Annotated in this window: 14 protein-coding genes; 8 read left to right on the top strand and 6 right to left on the bottom strand. The window is 32.1% G+C overall.

All coding sequences use genetic code 11. The annotated features are described in order from the left end of the window. Positions 1–127: cold-shock protein (locus AC15TD_RS04040; protein WP_484450866.1), on the top strand; the 127-nt coding region annotated here is incomplete at its 5' end. 130 nt (positions 128–257) lie between these two features. Here the strand turns inward: AC15TD_RS04040 and AC15TD_RS04045 are convergent. Then, positions 258–677 carry a nucleoside-diphosphate kinase gene (locus tag AC15TD_RS04045; RefSeq protein ID WP_484450853.1) on the bottom strand — a complete coding sequence of 140 codons (420 nt, stop codon included), beginning with the start codon at positions 675–677 and terminating at the stop codon, positions 258–260. A gap of 207 nt (positions 678–884) precedes the next feature. On the opposite strand from AC15TD_RS04045, the gene AC15TD_RS04050 reads away from it, so the two are divergent. The 5 genes from AC15TD_RS04050 (at position 885) to AC15TD_RS04070 (ending at position 5,112) form a co-directional block, all read left to right on the top strand. Then, a complete protein-coding gene (locus AC15TD_RS04050; RefSeq protein WP_484450854.1) occupies positions 885–1,904 on the top strand; it encodes a DHH family phosphoesterase in 1,020 nt (339 codons plus the stop codon). Then, positions 1,897–2,433: a gliding motility-associated peptidyl-prolyl isomerase GldI gene (gldI, locus tag AC15TD_RS04055; protein ID WP_484450855.1), complete on the top strand. Its 537-nt coding sequence runs from the start codon at positions 1,897–1,899 to the stop codon at positions 2,431–2,433. Before AC15TD_RS04050 ends, gldI begins: the two co-directional genes overlap by 8 nt. Before the next feature lie 65 nt (positions 2,434–2,498). Beyond that, a complete protein-coding gene (locus AC15TD_RS04060; protein ID WP_484450856.1) occupies positions 2,499–3,572 on the top strand; it encodes a peptidylprolyl isomerase in 1,074 nt (357 codons plus the stop codon). A gap of 117 nt (positions 3,573–3,689) precedes the next feature. Then, a complete protein-coding gene (gene lgt, locus AC15TD_RS04065; RefSeq protein ID WP_484450857.1) occupies positions 3,690–4,619 on the top strand; it encodes a prolipoprotein diacylglyceryl transferase in 930 nt (309 codons plus the stop codon). 1 nt (position 4,620) lies between these two features. Next, the gene (locus AC15TD_RS04070) at positions 4,621–5,112 is read left to right on the top strand and encodes a DUF192 domain-containing protein (RefSeq protein ID WP_484450858.1); all 492 of its coding nucleotides are present in this window, start codon (positions 4,621–4,623) and stop codon (positions 5,110–5,112) included. A 69-nt stretch (positions 5,113–5,181) separates the two neighbouring features. Here the strand turns inward: AC15TD_RS04070 and secDF are convergent, their stop codons facing one another. The 5 genes from secDF to gyrB form a co-directional block, all read right to left on the bottom strand. Then, a complete protein-coding gene (gene secDF / locus AC15TD_RS04075) occupies positions 5,182–8,160 on the bottom strand; it encodes a protein translocase subunit SecDF (protein ID WP_484450859.1) in 2,979 nt (992 codons plus the stop codon). A 179-nt stretch (positions 8,161–8,339) separates the two neighbouring features. Then, the gene (locus AC15TD_RS04080; RefSeq protein WP_484450860.1) at positions 8,340–8,969 is read right to left on the bottom strand and encodes a hypothetical protein; all 630 of its coding nucleotides are present in this window, start codon (positions 8,967–8,969) and stop codon (positions 8,340–8,342) included. Between the two features lie 72 nt (positions 8,970–9,041). Then, the gene (gene mdh, locus AC15TD_RS04085) at positions 9,042–9,968 is read right to left on the bottom strand and encodes a malate dehydrogenase (protein WP_484450861.1); all 927 of its coding nucleotides are present in this window, start codon (positions 9,966–9,968) and stop codon (positions 9,042–9,044) included. Positions 9,969–10,216: 248 nt separating this feature from the next. Beyond that, positions 10,217–11,233, bottom strand: a complete 1,017-nt coding sequence (locus AC15TD_RS04090) for a DUF6588 family protein (RefSeq protein WP_484450862.1) — start codon at positions 11,231–11,233, stop codon at positions 10,217–10,219. 166 nt (positions 11,234–11,399) lie between these two features. Continuing rightward, positions 11,400–13,349: a DNA topoisomerase (ATP-hydrolyzing) subunit B gene (gyrB, locus tag AC15TD_RS04095; RefSeq protein ID WP_484450863.1), complete on the bottom strand. Its 1,950-nt coding sequence runs from the start codon at positions 13,347–13,349 to the stop codon at positions 11,400–11,402. 482 nt (positions 13,350–13,831) lie between these two features. Here gyrB and AC15TD_RS04100 point away from each other — a divergent pair, with 482 nt between their 5' ends. Beyond that, positions 13,832–14,863 (top strand): hypothetical protein, encoded by a 1,032-nt coding sequence (locus AC15TD_RS04100; protein ID WP_484450864.1) that lies wholly within the window; start codon positions 13,832–13,834, stop codon positions 14,861–14,863. A 21-nt stretch (positions 14,864–14,884) separates the two neighbouring features. Continuing rightward, a complete protein-coding gene (locus AC15TD_RS04105) occupies positions 14,885–15,871 on the top strand; it encodes a T9SS type A sorting domain-containing protein (RefSeq protein WP_484450865.1) in 987 nt (328 codons plus the stop codon). Positions 15,872–16,177 lie beyond the last annotated feature (306 nt).

Here is a 16,177-nt window from a genome sequence, read left to right on the forward strand (position 1 = left end):
CAACAACAAAGAACATTTTGTACACATTTCTGGATTAATCGATGAAATTCGTGAAGGTGATGCAGTAGAATTCGATTTGCAAGAAGGCAAAAAAGGACTGAACGCAGTAAACGTAAAAGTAATCTAAAATATACTTTAACAATTACAAGGTAAAGCCTATCAAAATTTGATAGGCTTTTTTTGTTGGTATAAGTATTAAAAAAAGAAAACCCTGCAATAAATTTGTAGGGTTTTCCTTAAATAAAAAAGTTATATTTTTAAAACATTTCTCTACCAGAAAAATGAAAAGCACTTTCAATTGCTGCATTTTCATTACTATCACTTCCGTGAACCGCATTCTCTGAGATTGAATTTGCGAATAATTTACGTATCGTACCCTCAGCAGCATCAGCAGGATTAGTAGTACCAATAAGTGTTCTAAAATCATCAACTGCATTCTCTTTTTCTAAAATAGCTGCAACTATTGGCCCTCGTGTCATATACGTAACCAAATCACCAAAAAATGGGCGCTCATTATGAATTGCATAAAATGATTCTGCATCGCTTTTTGTCATTTGAGTTAGTTTCATTGAAACAATTCTAAACCCTGAAGCTGAAATCTTTTCTAAAATTGCGCCAATATGTCCTTTTTCAACCGCATCGGGCTTAAGCATTGTAAATGTTCTATTTGTTGCCATTTTGTAATTTTAAATTTCGGCCAAAAATACGATTTTATATTTATTTCAAAGTTAATATAAATGTATTAATACATTTTGTGCTATCTATCCAATCCATAAGTTTACCTTCAAACGCACTTATTCAAACAAAAATATTAGCCCGATTTTTAATGGAAAGCCCTTTTTTTCATTTTAGAGATATCTTATTAAATTGTATATTCGCCTTCTATGAAACAACAAGATATCAAAGAATTAAAGCAGTTACTTTCTTTACCAAAAAACATTGTAATTGTTCCTCATAAAAACCCAGACGGTGATGCTATGGGCTCTACTTTAGGGCTATATCATTATCTAAAAAAGTACAATCATAACGCTACGGTTATTACACCAAATGATTATCCTAATTTTTTAAAATGGATTCCTGGTGATGATAGTGTTGTGAAATATGAGTTCCAAACTGAGTTAAGTAACGCACTTCTTGAAAAAGCTGATATTATTTTTACCTTAGATTTTAATGCGTTACATAGAACTGGAAATATGGAAACGGCTTTAGAACAAAGTAATGCTATTAAAATATTAATTGATCATCATCAAAAACCACATAATTATGCTCAATACATATTTTCTGATGTAAGTAAAAGTTCAACCTGTGAAATGGTTTATGATTTTATAAATATATTAGAAGACACGAACTTAATAGATACTAATATTGCTACATGTCTATATTTAGGTATTATGACAGATACCGGCTCTTTTAGGTTTCCTTGCACCACCAGCGATACGCATAAAATTATTGCAGACCTTATTGATAAAGGAGCAGATAATACCTATATATACAATCAAGTTTATGATACAAATAGTTATGAAAGACTTCAACTATTAGGTTGTGCGCTTAGTAATTTAAAAACTGTCCCTAAACTAAGAACTGCTTACATTACATTATCGCAAGACGAATTAAATAAATATAATTATAAAAAAGGCGATACTGAAGGGGTTGTAAATTTTGGGTTATCTTTAGAAAATATCGTGTTCGCTGCTATTTTTATTGAAAACAAACAAGAGGGTATTATAAAAATATCATTTCGCTCAAAAGGGGATTTTTCCGTAAATGACTTTTCAAGAGCTCATTTTAATGGAGGCGGGCATATTAACGCTGCTGGAGGGATGAGTGAATCTTCATTGAATGATACCATTAAAAAATTTATTAGTATATTACCTGAGTATTCAAACGCCCTGAATGATGAATAAAACGCTTTACATATTAGCTCTAATTATACTATTTGTTAGTTGCAAATCTCCTGAAGCCAGAAAACCTATTTCTGTAAAAACCGGTTCATTTATTGATATTTCTGTTGAACGAAATAAAAAATTGAATGCAAAAGAGCAAGCAAGAATACAAAAACTGCTTTCAGATAGGAAGATTGATTATCTAGCCTCACAAAGTGGCTTTTGGTATTATTATAATACTAAAATAGAAAGTGATACACTAAAAATGCCCTCATTTGGAAATATTGTAAATTTCGACTATGACGTAAAAAGTTTGAACGGAGATTTAATATACTCTAAAGACGATATTAAAACCCAAACTTATGCCATGGACCAGGAAGAAATTTTCACTGGAATGCGTGAAGGTCTTAAACTCATGAAAAAAGGTGAAACCGTTACCTTTCTTTTTCCTTCGCAAAAAGCATATGGCTACTATGGTGACCAAAACAAAATAGGTTCAAATACCCCTCTAATGTGTGAAGTAACAGTTCATTCTATTACTGAAAAGTAGTTTTCTTTATGGGTTATTTAAAGTACTTATATAAGATTCTTTTATTTAGTTTTTTACTCTTGACCTTGTCTTGTCAAAATAAACACCCAGACCTTGAAGATGGTATTTACGTAGAATTTATTACTTCAAAAGGTGATATGCTCGCAAAATTATATTTTGAAAAAGCGCCATATACCGTTGCAAATTTTGTATCGCTGGCTGATGGAACAAACACATTAGTTGATAGTTTATACCAAGGTAAAAAATTTTATAATGGCACAACTTTTTATAGAGTTGTAGATAGTTTTATGATTCAAGGTGGTGATCCTTTAGGTACCGGTTTTGGCAACCCTGGTTATAGATTTGATGATGAATTTGTAGACGAATTAAAACATGATAAACCTGGAATTTTAGGAATGGCAAATTCTGGTCCAATGACAAATGGTAGTCAGTTCTATATTACCGAAACATCTAGACCTAATTTAGATAACGTACACAGTATTTTTGGAGAATTAATTTCAGGGTTTGATGTATTAGACTCTATCTCAAACGTTACAACTTCACCTGAAGACAACAAGCCTATAGAAGACATAGTATTAGAAGAATTAAATATTATTAGAATAGGATTAAAAGCCAAGGCATTTGATGCTCCAAAGGTTTTTATAAATCACTTTGTTGAACTGGAACGTTTGGAGCAAGAACGAATACAAAAAGAAGAAGCCCTTATAAAAGCGACTAATAAAAAATTTCAAAATCAATTACAAAAATCTACGCTATTACCTTCTGGCTTGCATCTATTGGTAACTGAGCAAGGTGGTGGAGAAAAATTAAAACAAATATCAAAATTTTTGATGCATTATACGGTTTATTTTGAAGATGGAAAATTACTACAAACAAGCAAATTAGAAACTGCAAAAGCCTTAAATAATGTTGATGAAGAACGAATATTAAACAATGACTATCAACCTATAAAAGCAGATTTAAGTCCGAATGCTAAAATGATCGCAGGACTTAAAGAAGGGCTACAACAATTAAGCATGGGTGATAAAGCAACTATATTTATTCCATTCTATTTAGCCTACGGCATATCAGGAAGCGCTATTATCCCACCAAAATCTAACTTAATTTTTGAAGTTGAAATTTTAGAAATAGTAAAATAAACTGATTCACTCTTTTTTATCTTTTTAGACTAATCTACCTTTAATATGCAATTTACTGGCTAAAGATTATAAAAGTTGAATCAATCCTTTATCTTTACATCTGAAAAAACAGAACCTATGCACACATTAAAATTTGACTGGAATCCGCTAACGGGAATAGAAATTTTAGGAAATTTTAAACTCCACTTTTACAGTGTTATGTGGATTGTCGCTTTTATTCTAGGCTGGTATATTATGAAACGTATTTTCACTAAAGAAAAGGTTTCATTAGAATATTTAGATCCGCTTTTTATTTATACCGTTCTCGCCACAATGATTGGTGCGAGATTAGGGCATGTTCTATTTTACCAATCGGAATTAATTACAGAAGATTTCTGGAGTATTTTTCTTCCAATTAGAACAAATCCAAAATTTGAATTTACTGGTTTTCAAGGATTAGCAAGCCATGGTGCTGCTATAGGTATTATTATTGGCATGTATTTATATAGAAAAAAATACACTTATAAATCGCTGTTATGGATTTTAGATAGGATTGTAATTGCTGTTGCTTCTGGGGCTGTTTTTATTAGAATTGGAAATTTTATTAATTCAGAAATAATTGGAAAAGTAACCGATTCAAATTTTGGGGTTCGTTTCATTCAAGATTTCTATTATAAAAGTGAAGTTGTAAGATTAACGGGTATTAAAAATGTTCAAAAAGCCTATAACGCCATTTCTGACAATCCGCAGTTTCAAAATCTTCTTGATGCAGTTCCATACAGGCATCCTGCCCAATTATATGAGTCTTTTTGCTATATTTTTGTATTTTTAATTCTTTGGTTTGTATATTCTAAAACCAACTTAAAAGATAGAACAGGTTTTCTTTTTGGATTGTTCTTAATTTTACTTTGGACCGTTCGGTTTTTTGTAGAGTTTGTAAAAGAACCTCAAGGCGATGAATATATTAACTGGTTTGGCTTCAATACGGGTCAATGGTTAAGTATCCCTTTTATAATTATTGGACTTTATTTTATGTTTGTTTATAAGTCAAAAACAACTACAAAGTAATATGCTATTTAAAAATTTAAGCCTATATACGTTAGTAACCTTAAGCATTATTTCAATAAGCAACATATCTTGTAAAGAAGATAAAAAAACAGTAAAGCCAGTAGATATTACTTTTAAAAAAGAAGGCGAACTTACTATTTTAAAAAACGCTTCAGACTCTATTATAGTAAGTCTGGATATTGAAATTGCAGATAACGCGTATGAAACTCAAACAGGCATGATGTACAGAAATTCCATGGCAAGTAATCAGGGAATGCTATTTGTTTTTGAAGATGTTACGGAGCGCTTTTTTTACATGAAAAACACCAAAATACCTTTAGATATTATTTACATCAACAATGATAAAATTGTTAGTTTTCAAAAAAACGCACAACCTTTTAATGAAGCGTCTTTACCATCAAATGTGCCTGCAAAATATGTCTTGGAAGTTAATGCTGGTTTAGCAGATTCCTGGGGTTTACATGTTGGTGATAGCATTAGTTATTCACGTTAAAATACTCCTAAAAACAAAAGGCCTATAAGCTAATTGCTCATAGGCCTTTAAAAAGAAAAATTGAGTTAGTTATTCTTTCTTCGTTTTATCAAATCTTTTTACCGTATCATACATTATTGGCGATGCAATAAATAGAGAAGAATAGGTTCCTACTATCACACCTACTATTAAGGCAAACATAAAACCTCTAATAGAATCACCACCAAAAATAAAGATAGATAATAACACTACCAAGGTGGTTGAAGACGTATTTAATGTTCTTCCTAACGTACTACTTAAAGAGACATCTACAACACGCTTAAATTCCCAACTTGTATGCTCGTTTAAATATTCTCTAATTCTATCAAAAACAATTACAGTATCATTTAAAGAATAACCTATTACCGTTAAAATAGCGGCTATAAATGCCTGATCTATTTCCATGCTAAATGGTAAAAATTTATAAGTTAAAGAGAATACACCAAGTACAATTAACACATCATGAAAAACTGCTAGTACAGCTCCAAGTGAGAATTGCCATTTTTTAAAACGTAATAATATATACAAGAACACCACAATTAACGACCCTAAGATTGCCCAGAATGATGCTTGTTTAATATCATCCGCGATGGTTGGTGTTACTTTATAATATTTCATTAAACCAACAGTTTTAGTATCGGCATCACTTATAAAATCTTCATAAGAAACACCATCTAAATGTGGTTGTAATGCGTTATATAATTCTACTCTTATTTGCTCATCAACCTCAGCACCAGTTTCATTTACTTTATATTTTGTTGTAATTTTTAACTGATTAGCATCACCAAAGGTTTTGGCATCAGCACTTCCAAATACATCAGACAATGTCGCAGTAATTTCAGTAGGACTTACATCTTGAGCAAAACGAACTTGGTAAGTTCTTCCTCCAACAAAATCGACACCTTGGTCTAAACCTTCGGTTAATAAAGATCCTAAGCTAATTAAAATAAATGCACCCGAAACGATATATGCAACCTTACGTTTTTTAAGGAATTCAATATTTAAATTTCTAAATAGATTTTTTGTTACGGTTGTTGAGAAAACTAATTTTCCACCTCTATTAACATACCAATCAATTAATAATCTCGTGATAAAAATAGCTGTAAATAATGATGTTCCAATACCTATTAAAAGCGTTGTAGCAAAACCTTTAATTGGCCCTGTTCCAAAAACAAATAATATTAAAGCGGTTAGACCTGTGGTAATATTGGCATCTAAAATAGATGACAAGGCATTACTAAAACCGTCTTGAATTGCTTCTTTTAAACCTTTTCCTTTAGCGATTTCTTCTCGTATACGCTCATAAATAATTACGTTTGCATCAACAGACATACCAATTGTTAAAACAATACCGGCAATTCCAGGCAACGTTAAGACTGCGCCTAAACCTGAAAGAATACCAAAAATTAATAAGATATTTAATGCCATGGCAATATCTGCAAAACCACCAGCTTTGCCGTAATAAAATACCATCCAAATTAATACTAATGCTAATGCTATCGTAAATGATAATTTACCATTATCAATAGCTTCTTGTCCAAGAGACGGGCCTACTACTTCACTTTGAATAATATCTGCACGCGCTGGCAACTTACCTGCTCTTAAAACATTCGCTAAATCAACTGCCTCATTTAAAGTAAAACTTCCAGAAATAGATGATCTACCACCAGCAATTGGTCCTGTTGTTACACCAGGAGCAGAGTATACAATATTATCTAACACAATCGCTATTTGAGTTCCTTGCGTAAAGGCACGACCTGTCATTTCTTCCCAAATTTTTGCTCCTTTAGAATTCATTTGCATAGAAACCTCAGGCTTACCTGTCGGTCCAAATTCATTTCTTGCATCGGTAACTACAGCTCCACTTAATTCAGGGGTATTATCTCTATTCCCTTTTAAAGCATATAAATCAATAAGCTCACTATTTTCTTCCGGTTTACCAAAAGTAAATTTTACGTAACGCTGTTCTACAGGAAGTAAAGCTCTTACCTGTGGCATGTTTAAATACTCAGCTACTTTTTCTTTATCTTTAATTTCGAACTTAGCAATTACTGGTCCTCCAGGGTACCCTTGTCCTCTTAATAAATCGAAAATAGGATTTACAGCAACATCTGTTGAATCTGTTCTTGCATCTCCTAAAAGCTCATCAATTTTTAAGTCAGTGGCATTCTCGTCATCATTACCCTCTTCCTCTTGAGTATCAGGTTTAACATTTACAATATCCTTTAAAACATCATTTGCTTGAGACAAATAAGTGAAAAATTGTTCTCCCTTATAAGCATCCCAAAATTCTAACTGAGCTGTACTTTGTAATAATGTGGTAGCACGCTCAACATCTTTTACCCCCGGCAATTCTACCAGAATTCTACCCGATGTTCCTAAACGTTGAATATTAGGAGATGTTACTCCAAACTCATCAATACGCTTACGTAATACTTCAAATGCAGAAACTATAGATTCGTCAATTTTTGTTTGAATCACTTTCTTCACATCATCATCCGTCATACTTCCATCTATTTCACCATCCAGCGCCTTTGTATAAAAAATATCGGGTGACGCTAATTTAGTTTCTCCTTTAATTTTATCAAAAGCTTCAAAGAAATCTTCTAAGTATGTATTCTGACTATTTTTCTGAATTTCCGAAGCGTCATCGAGTGCTTTATTAAATACCGGATTTTTGGTATTATTAGCTAATCCCTTCAAAATATCTTTTACAGATACCTGAAGAATAACATTAATACCCCCTTTAAGATCAAGACCAAGATTCATGGCTTTTTGTTTCACTTCATTATAAGTGAATTTTGCAATTCCAATGTTATAAACTGTATCTGTAGCTATTGATTCTAAATAATCTGCTTCTTCACTACTTCGTTTTGCTCTGTAATCATCTTCAGTATCTGGAATTTTGCTAATCGCAAGTTCCTCTGCATTGTTTTCGATTTGCTTTGCTTTAAACGTGAAAGAAAGTTGATAAATACTTACTACACCGAATAAAATCGCGAATAATTTTACTAGTCCTTTATTTTGCATTGTTTATTAATTTATGTCAAGTTTGTTTTATAACGAATTTGAAAGTCGTATTTATATATTGACAATTTGTGTTATAATTAAATTGATGTTTTCAAAATGTCACTTAAGTGATTTTTTGACTTTGAAAATATTATTGAATATTATTGAGAACGACTTTATATTTAACCTTAGAAGTTAAACTATGCTATCCCGTGAATGGTAGGCCCAGCCCTAACTTCTGGAATATTCCTTGATGCATTATCTATTTCTGTAGCAATGTTTTTAAATACTTTTAATGCAACTTTTACAATATTATTTTCACCTTTTGTATCAACGGCATTATTATAACCATAAAAATTTGTGTTATGTAACCTATCGTAATCTTGTTTTAAATTTAATACGTACTTGCCACCTAAACCTGAACCAGAATCATTGTCTTTATTAATTTCAAAGACATCGAGTTTGTAGTTTTTTTGTTCTTTATTGGAAGGAAAACCTGAAGAGCTTTCAGTTGTGTTATTGACTAAATGCGCAATTTGAATCTTATTCTCTCCTAAAAGTATTTTTTTAATACTTTCAACTTCAGAATCACTATAATACGTTATTTTAAGTTGTCCATCTTTAAGGTCTTGAACTCTAACAGTAATAATACCTATAGACTGTAATTGCTTTTTAACAACGGTAATCGCACTTTGAGCTTCATCAGTTGTTATATCAACATCTGAGAAATTTAATACAATCTCCTGGTTAGGTTCAGAAACTTGAAACTGATGAACACCTAAAAAGGAAAAAAGAATTAAAAAAGCACCAACGTACCATGTTTTTTTCATGTGCCAAATATAAAAAATAAAGACTGTATTTCTACAGCCTTTATATAAATATCTAATTTAAATTAATGAATCTTATAATTCCAACAAATCATTCACTTTAGAAACGGCTTCAGCACTGGCTACCATATTATCTTTTTCAGCTTGATTAAGTTCTATATCAACAATTTTTTCAATACCATTTTTACCTAAAAGAACAGGTACACCAAGACAAATATCGTTTAAACCATACTCACCTTCTAACATTACTGAACAAGGGAACATTTTCTTTAAATCGCAAGCAATAGATTGAACCAAAGCAGATACTGCTGCTCCAGGTGCATACCACGCGGAAGTTCCTAATAATTTCGTAAGGGTTGCCCCCCCCACTTTAGTGTCTTCTTTTACAGTATTTAATCTATCTTCTGATAAAAACTCTGAAACTGGCACACCATTTCTTGTGGCAAAACGAGTTAACGGAATCATTCCTGTATCGCTATGTCCACCTAGAACCATTCCGTCAACATCACTTATCGGGCTTTCTAAAGCTTCGGCTAACCTGTATTTGAAACGAGCTGAATCTAAAGCACCACCCATTCCAATAATTTTATGTTTTGGTAAACTTGTTGATTTATGTACTAAGTATGCCATGGTATCCATAGGATTACTTACTACAATCATGATGGTGTTTGGGGAATATTTAATTAAACTAGAAGATACGGTTTTAACAATACCTGCATTGATTCCTATTAGCTCTTCACGCGTCATTCCTGGTTTACGAGGTATCCCAGAAGTAATAACGCAAACATCGCTGTTTGCTGTTTTACTATAATCATTAGTAGCTCCTGTAATTTTTGTATCAAATCCGTTTAAAGATGCAGTTTGCATTAAATCCATGGCTTTACCTTCGGCATAACCTTCTTTAATGTCTAACAAAACTACTTCTGAAGCGAAATCTTTTATTGCTATATATTCTGCACAACTTGCACCAACTGCTCCTGCTCCAACTATTGTTACTTTCATAAGTTTTTTTTTAAAATTATTTAATTGTTTATAAGGAATACATTTTTTCTTAATTCTGGACAACAAATGTCTTAAAATAGCGTATTCTATCATATGATATTTGTCATACAAAATTACGAATTTAAATACACCAAATGAAAAAAGTGCAAGACAAATCTTGCACTTTTCACGACTAATTCAAATAAAAAAACTAAACTAAAACTAAACAATCATATCTTGATTAAAAGTTTGCACTTTTAATATATTTATTATCTAAAACCAAAGTTGATACCAACCGAAAATGCATTAAATTCAGCTATATGATATTCTGCATTAAATCTAAAAAAACCTAATTTCAACTTTGTTCCTAAAGTTCCTCTAACACCTGAAATCTCACTAGATACTGTAAAAGGATCTACAATATCTTGAGAAATTACAATCCCATCTGAAACACGATAAGTTCCTAATAAATCTGAATCTGATGTTCCCTTAATATAACCAACACCGCCATAAAAATTAATAACAGGCAATTTAGTCGATCCAATCAATTGAAGTAACCATGTATTTGTTGATGTATCTAAGCGTTGATTTTCACCACTTACACCTGAAGAACCATTTAAATCATAAGAACCATCTAAATGTGTATATGCTACTAAACCAGAAATTGCAACTGGAAGTAACTTATCAGCTGGCAACCATTTCGTAAACTCTAATTGTAACCCTGCACCATACATGCTTAACTCAACATCCTCTGTATTCATTTTTGGCACAAAACGTGCTTTAACTTCTATACCTTTACTTAGCCCTAAAGCTCCTTGAATAAAAGCAGTTGGCAATAGATTGGCGCTAGAATTACCAATCCCATTTGGAAGGGTAATCTGTTCTGTTTGTTGACCAAAGATAGGATCGTCATATGTTATAATGATATTAATATCAGGATTATTCTCTCCTAAAGCACTTGCTACCATTTGTGAATTTCCTCCTTGCGCAAAAGCTACATTACTGTACAAATCTGTATTCATTAAAAAGGATTTATTTTTACTAGCAATTGTAGCAGCATTGGCAATAATTGAAATTTCAAAGCCACCTAAAGGTTTTACATCTGCAGTATTAAACCAGTTGGCATTCATACTATACATGAGCCCATTGGTTCCTGGTGCTAAATAATCATTGGCAAAACGTTCTGCATCTTCTACACCGGCAGCGAGTAATACATCTAAATCATTTTGAGCATTTGAAAGGAAAGCTGTTAGACAAAAAAACAATAATAAGATTCTCGTTTTCATACTTTGATAGATTTTGGTTTAACAAATGTATGAAAATATTTTAATACAGCACACTTAATCGGTAAAAAATTACACTTAAACTGATATTTTTATTTTTTAACATAATAAAATAGCCTTAATTTTATTATAAATCAAGGCTATTTTTTATTATTATATATAATTCTATCTATGCGTCAATATTAGCATAAACTGCATTTTTCTCTATAAATTCTCTACGTGGTGGTACATCGTCTCCCATCAACATTGAGAAAATCCTATCTGCTTCAGACCCATTATCAATTTGAACTTGTCTTAAAATTCTAAACTCTGGATTCATTGTTGTATCCCAAAGTTGTGATGCATTCATCTCTCCAAGACCTTTATAACGTTGTATACCAGCACTTCCGCCCATACTCTCAACAATTTCATCACGTTCTTTATCAGACCAGGCATATTGTTTTTTAGTTCCTTTCTTAATTAAATACAATGGGGGCGTCGCTATAAAAATATGACCGTTTTCAATAAGTTCTTTCATATATCTAAAGAAAAATGTTAGAATAAGTGTCGCAATATGACTACCATCAATGTCGGCATCACACATAATAACAACTTTATGATAACGTAATTTTGACAGGTTTAATGCTTTACTATCCTCTTCAGTCCCTATCGTGACACCTAGTGCGGTAAAAATATTTTTAATCTCCTCATTCTCAAATACTTTATGTACCATCGCTTTTTCAACATTAAGAATCTTTCCTCTTAATGGTAAAATGGCTTGAAAGGCTCTGTCTCTTCCTTGTTTTGCCGTACCTCCCGCTGAATCTCCCTCAACTAGGAATACTTCACATTTTGAAGGATCTTGCTCTGAGCAATCACTTAATTTACCTGGTAAGCCACCAATACTCATAACCGTTTTACGTTGCACCATTTCACGTGCTTTTTGTGCGGCATGTCTAGCTTGAGCGGCCAAAATTACTTTTTGAACAATGATTTTAGCATCATCTGGATGTTCTTCAAGATAATCTGTTAGCATTTCAGAAACCGCCTGACTTACTGAGGCTGAAACCTCACGGTTACCTAATTTCGTTTTTGTTTGCCCTTCAAATTGTGGTTCTTGAACTTTTACAGAAATAATAGCTGTTAATCCTTCACGAAAATCATCACCAGCGATATCAAACTTTAATTTATCTAACATACCTGAACCATCTGCAAACTTTTTAAGCGTCATGGTTAAACCACGTCTAAAACCAGAAAGATGGGTTCCGCCTTCATGCGTGTTAATATTATTCACATAAGAGTGTAAATTTTCGGCATATGAGGTATTATAAATCATAGCCACCTCGACAGGTACACCATTCTTTTCACCTTCAAATGCGATAACATCTTTCATTAATGGCTCACGCGTACCATCCAAATATTTGATAAATTCCTTTAATCCTTCTTCTGAATGAAATGTTTCTCCTTCAAACTCCCCATTGTCTTTTTTACTTCTTCGATCAACCAAATGAATGGTAATTCCTTTATTCAAATAGGCCAACTCACGTAATCTACTAGCCAACGTATCATAACTATATTCACGTGTTAGCGTAAAAATAGTTGAATCTGGTCTGAATGTTACTGTTGTTCCTCGCTTATCAGTTTCACCAACCATTTTAACAGGATACATGGCTTTTCCTCTCTCATATTCTTGCTCATAAATTTTTCCATCTCTAAAAACCGTGGCTTTTAGATGTTCTGATAAGGCATTCACACAACTAACACCTACACCATGTAAACCACCAGAAACTTTATAAGAATCTTTATCAAACTTTCCTCCGGCGCCTATTTTGGTCATAACAACCTCAAGAGCAGAAACGCCTTCTTTTTTATGAAGATCTACAGGGATACCACGACCATCGTCTTCTGTGGTAATAGAATTATCTTCATTAATAATAACGGTAATGTTATTACAATGACCTGCTAAGGCTTCATCAATTGAGTTATCTACGACTTCATACACTAAATGATGAAGTCCTCTAACACCTACATCTCCAATGTACATGGATGGACGCATGCGCACATGTTCCATTCCTTCTAATGCCTGAATACTATCAGCTGAATAATTATGCTTATTAAATTCTTCCTTTTCTTGACTCATATTGTTCTTTATCTAAACGTTATCGTTTCACTTGACATCATAAAAAAAATGATGCTATTTGCACCATTTTATGGTACTAACAAATATACTGAAATATGAGCTTTTTTAAAAGTAATTTATCAATTAACAATATAAATTATCAACATTTGTTAATTACTTAAAAGTTGCTTAATTCGCTTAAAAATGCGCTTAAAATCAATTTTAAGCGCATTTTTAAAATTTTAAAATACCAAAAACACAAAAGCCTTTAAATCGCTTTAATTTCTGTATAAAATTTTAAAAATATCAGATTGATATATATCATTTCCCTAAAGTCTTATACTTTGTAAATTCAGCTCTAAGTTTTATTATTTACAAAAAACGCATCATTTTAATAAAATGATTATTAAGCTTTTAAATGTATAATTCCTCAAATTTCCTATCTAGTCTAATTCACTTGTGTTGTAAACATTTAATTTGTTAAATTTTTAAACAATTACACAATGAAAACAATTATTACATTTTTCTGTATTGGATTCATATCCTTTACCATGCAAGCTCAGCCAAAAGTTATTACGGTTGACAACAACCCTGATTCTGGGGCTAATTATACTAATTTAGCGACAGCAATTGCGAACTCAATGGTAAATGACACCATTTACGTGCATCCCTCAGCAACAAGCTATGGTAATATAACTATTACAAAACCGCTTGTTATTATGGGACCTGGTCATAATCCCGCAAACAGTAATGGAACAACCGCTAATGTTGCAGGTATATCAATTGGCGGATACTGTGCCAATACTATAATTACTGGATTAGTAATTGGTTACGTCAGTTATACTACTGCCACTGACGCTGATAATGTAAAAATTGTTAATAACAGAATTGACAGTTATATAGCAACTAATCCCTATGCCACCACATTTTATGATGATTGGGTAATTGAAGGCAATTATTTTAATGCTGCTTATGTAAACCCCGGTGGAGCAGCTGGATGGATTATAAAAAACAACATTTTTAATAACACAACCTATGCCATTTATAATTTTAATGACACAAATAGCTTCATTAACAATATTGTTATAAATACAACTGGCAATTTCGCCACTGGCTGTACAAACCCTATTGTAAATAATAATATTTTCATTTTAAAAACTAACATTGTCAATGTTGGCTTAGCCAGCTCAACAATACAATTTAATAATAATTTAACCATTAACGTAGAAGGTTTTACAGTAAACCTTTTAAATGGCAATAACAATTTAGATAATACATACCCTAATTTCGTTGATGCACCGTTAATAACTATTAGTTCTATTTATGATAATAATTATGATCTGGCTGGTAGTTCAGCAGCAAATGATGCAGGAACAGACGGTACAGATTTAGGTGTATTTGGTGCTAATTTTAAATTTGATGTCAATGGACGACCAGATGTATGGCCTTACATGACCTCATTAACTATCACTAACACTTCAGTCGCTTCTGGTCAAGATATTAATGTAGAATTTACAGCTGAGAAAAAGAATTAAACCAATTTTAAAAACAATATTATGAAACTAATAATTACACTGTTTCTGTACTGTATTGTAAATCTTGGTTTTTCTCAAATTAATAAAGCTGAATATTTTATTGATACAGATCCTGGAACAGATATGGGCATTGATATTCCTGTTACACAAGGACTAGATGTAACCAAATCATTCTCAATCAATACAACGGGATTAAGTCTTGGTATACATACCTTATACGTTCGAACAAGAGACATAAATAAGGCCTGGTCCTTATTCTATAAATACAAATTTTTGGTACATGATTTTAGTGATTCAACTGTACCTTCAGAAATTGTTGCTGCAGAGTATTTCTTTGATACAGATCCTGGAACAGACGGTGGAACTCCCATTTCTATAACATCTGGATTCAACTTAAATAAATCCATTTCAATTGGTACTGGGTCGTTAAGTGATGGTATTCACATACTTTATGTAAGAACAAAAGACGAAGATGACAGGTGGTCATTATACACCAAATTCCGGTTTTTAGTACATAATTTCACATCTCCAACGCCTGTAGCTATAAATAAAGCAGAATATTTCTTTGATACAGATCCTGGCACAGATGCTGGAAGTCCTCTAGATATAACAGCCGGTTTCACTTTAAATGAAGCCATTGCAATCCCTTCAGCGGGCTTATCCGAAGGAACACATTTCCTCCATATTAGGGTAAGAGACGAGAATGGTATTTGGTCGCCTTATTTAACTAAGTCATTTGAGGTAACACCTGCATTAGGCATTGAGGATAATTTATTCTTACTAACAAAAATATATCCTATTCCCGCAAGCAATGAGATTACCATCGATGGAAAAACCAATAACATAGAAAGCATTACAATTATTGATGTTCAAGGAAAAGAAGTGAATTCATTTAAGGTTGATTCACCAAAGAATACTATTGACGTTTCAAAATATGCTAAAGGCACTTATATTTTACAAATCAAATCTAAAACAGGCTTGTTAAATAAAAAAATAGTCTTAAAATAACCTTAAAATTCTAATTTTGGTAGAGCCACACATCTTCATAAAATGCGTGGCTCTACTCATTAATTATCAGATGTTTAAATAAAAAATATGTGTTTATTAATCATTTTTTTTAATTAATGTTATCTTTAAATAAACCAACTAAATAAATAACTCATGAAAAAAATTAATTTAATTTTTATTGTACTGCTGTTTACCAGTGTATCATTTTCCCAAATTTCTTATTTACAGTATCGACATGTTCCTCAAAGTGAAGACGCAAAATTCGTTGAGAGAGAGACCAAACACTGGTCTAAAGTAGCAAAAGCT

The organism is Yeosuana sp. (assembly GCF_057126245.1).

Excerpts from the sequence above, each read along its gene's own strand:
- AC15TD_RS04045 (WP_484450853.1), bottom strand. The coding sequence starts at position 677 with ATGGCAACAAATAGAACATTTACAATGCTTAAGCCCGATGCGGTTGAA.
- AC15TD_RS04050 (WP_484450854.1), top strand. The coding sequence starts at position 885 with ATGAAACAACAAGATATCAAAGAATTAAAGCAGTTACTTTCTTTACCA.
- gldI (WP_484450855.1), top strand. The coding sequence starts at position 1,897 with ATGAATAAAACGCTTTACATATTAGCTCTAATTATACTATTTGTTAGT.
- lgt (WP_484450857.1), top strand. The coding sequence starts at position 3,690 with ATGCACACATTAAAATTTGACTGGAATCCGCTAACGGGAATAGAAATT.
- AC15TD_RS04070 (WP_484450858.1), top strand. The coding sequence starts at position 4,621 with ATGCTATTTAAAAATTTAAGCCTATATACGTTAGTAACCTTAAGCATT.
- secDF (WP_484450859.1), bottom strand. The coding sequence starts at position 8,160 with ATGCAAAATAAAGGACTAGTAAAATTATTCGCGATTTTATTCGGTGTA.
- AC15TD_RS04080 (WP_484450860.1), bottom strand. The coding sequence starts at position 8,969 with ATGAAAAAAACATGGTACGTTGGTGCTTTTTTAATTCTTTTTTCCTTT.
- mdh (WP_484450861.1), bottom strand. The coding sequence starts at position 9,968 with ATGAAAGTAACAATAGTTGGAGCAGGAGCAGTTGGTGCAAGTTGTGCA.
- AC15TD_RS04090 (WP_484450862.1), bottom strand. The coding sequence starts at position 11,233 with ATGAAAACGAGAATCTTATTATTGTTTTTTTGTCTAACAGCTTTCCTT.
- gyrB (WP_484450863.1), bottom strand. The coding sequence starts at position 13,349 with ATGAGTCAAGAAAAGGAAGAATTTAATAAGCATAATTATTCAGCTGAT.
- AC15TD_RS04100 (WP_484450864.1), top strand. The coding sequence starts at position 13,832 with ATGAAAACAATTATTACATTTTTCTGTATTGGATTCATATCCTTTACC.
- AC15TD_RS04105 (WP_484450865.1), top strand. The coding sequence starts at position 14,885 with ATGAAACTAATAATTACACTGTTTCTGTACTGTATTGTAAATCTTGGT.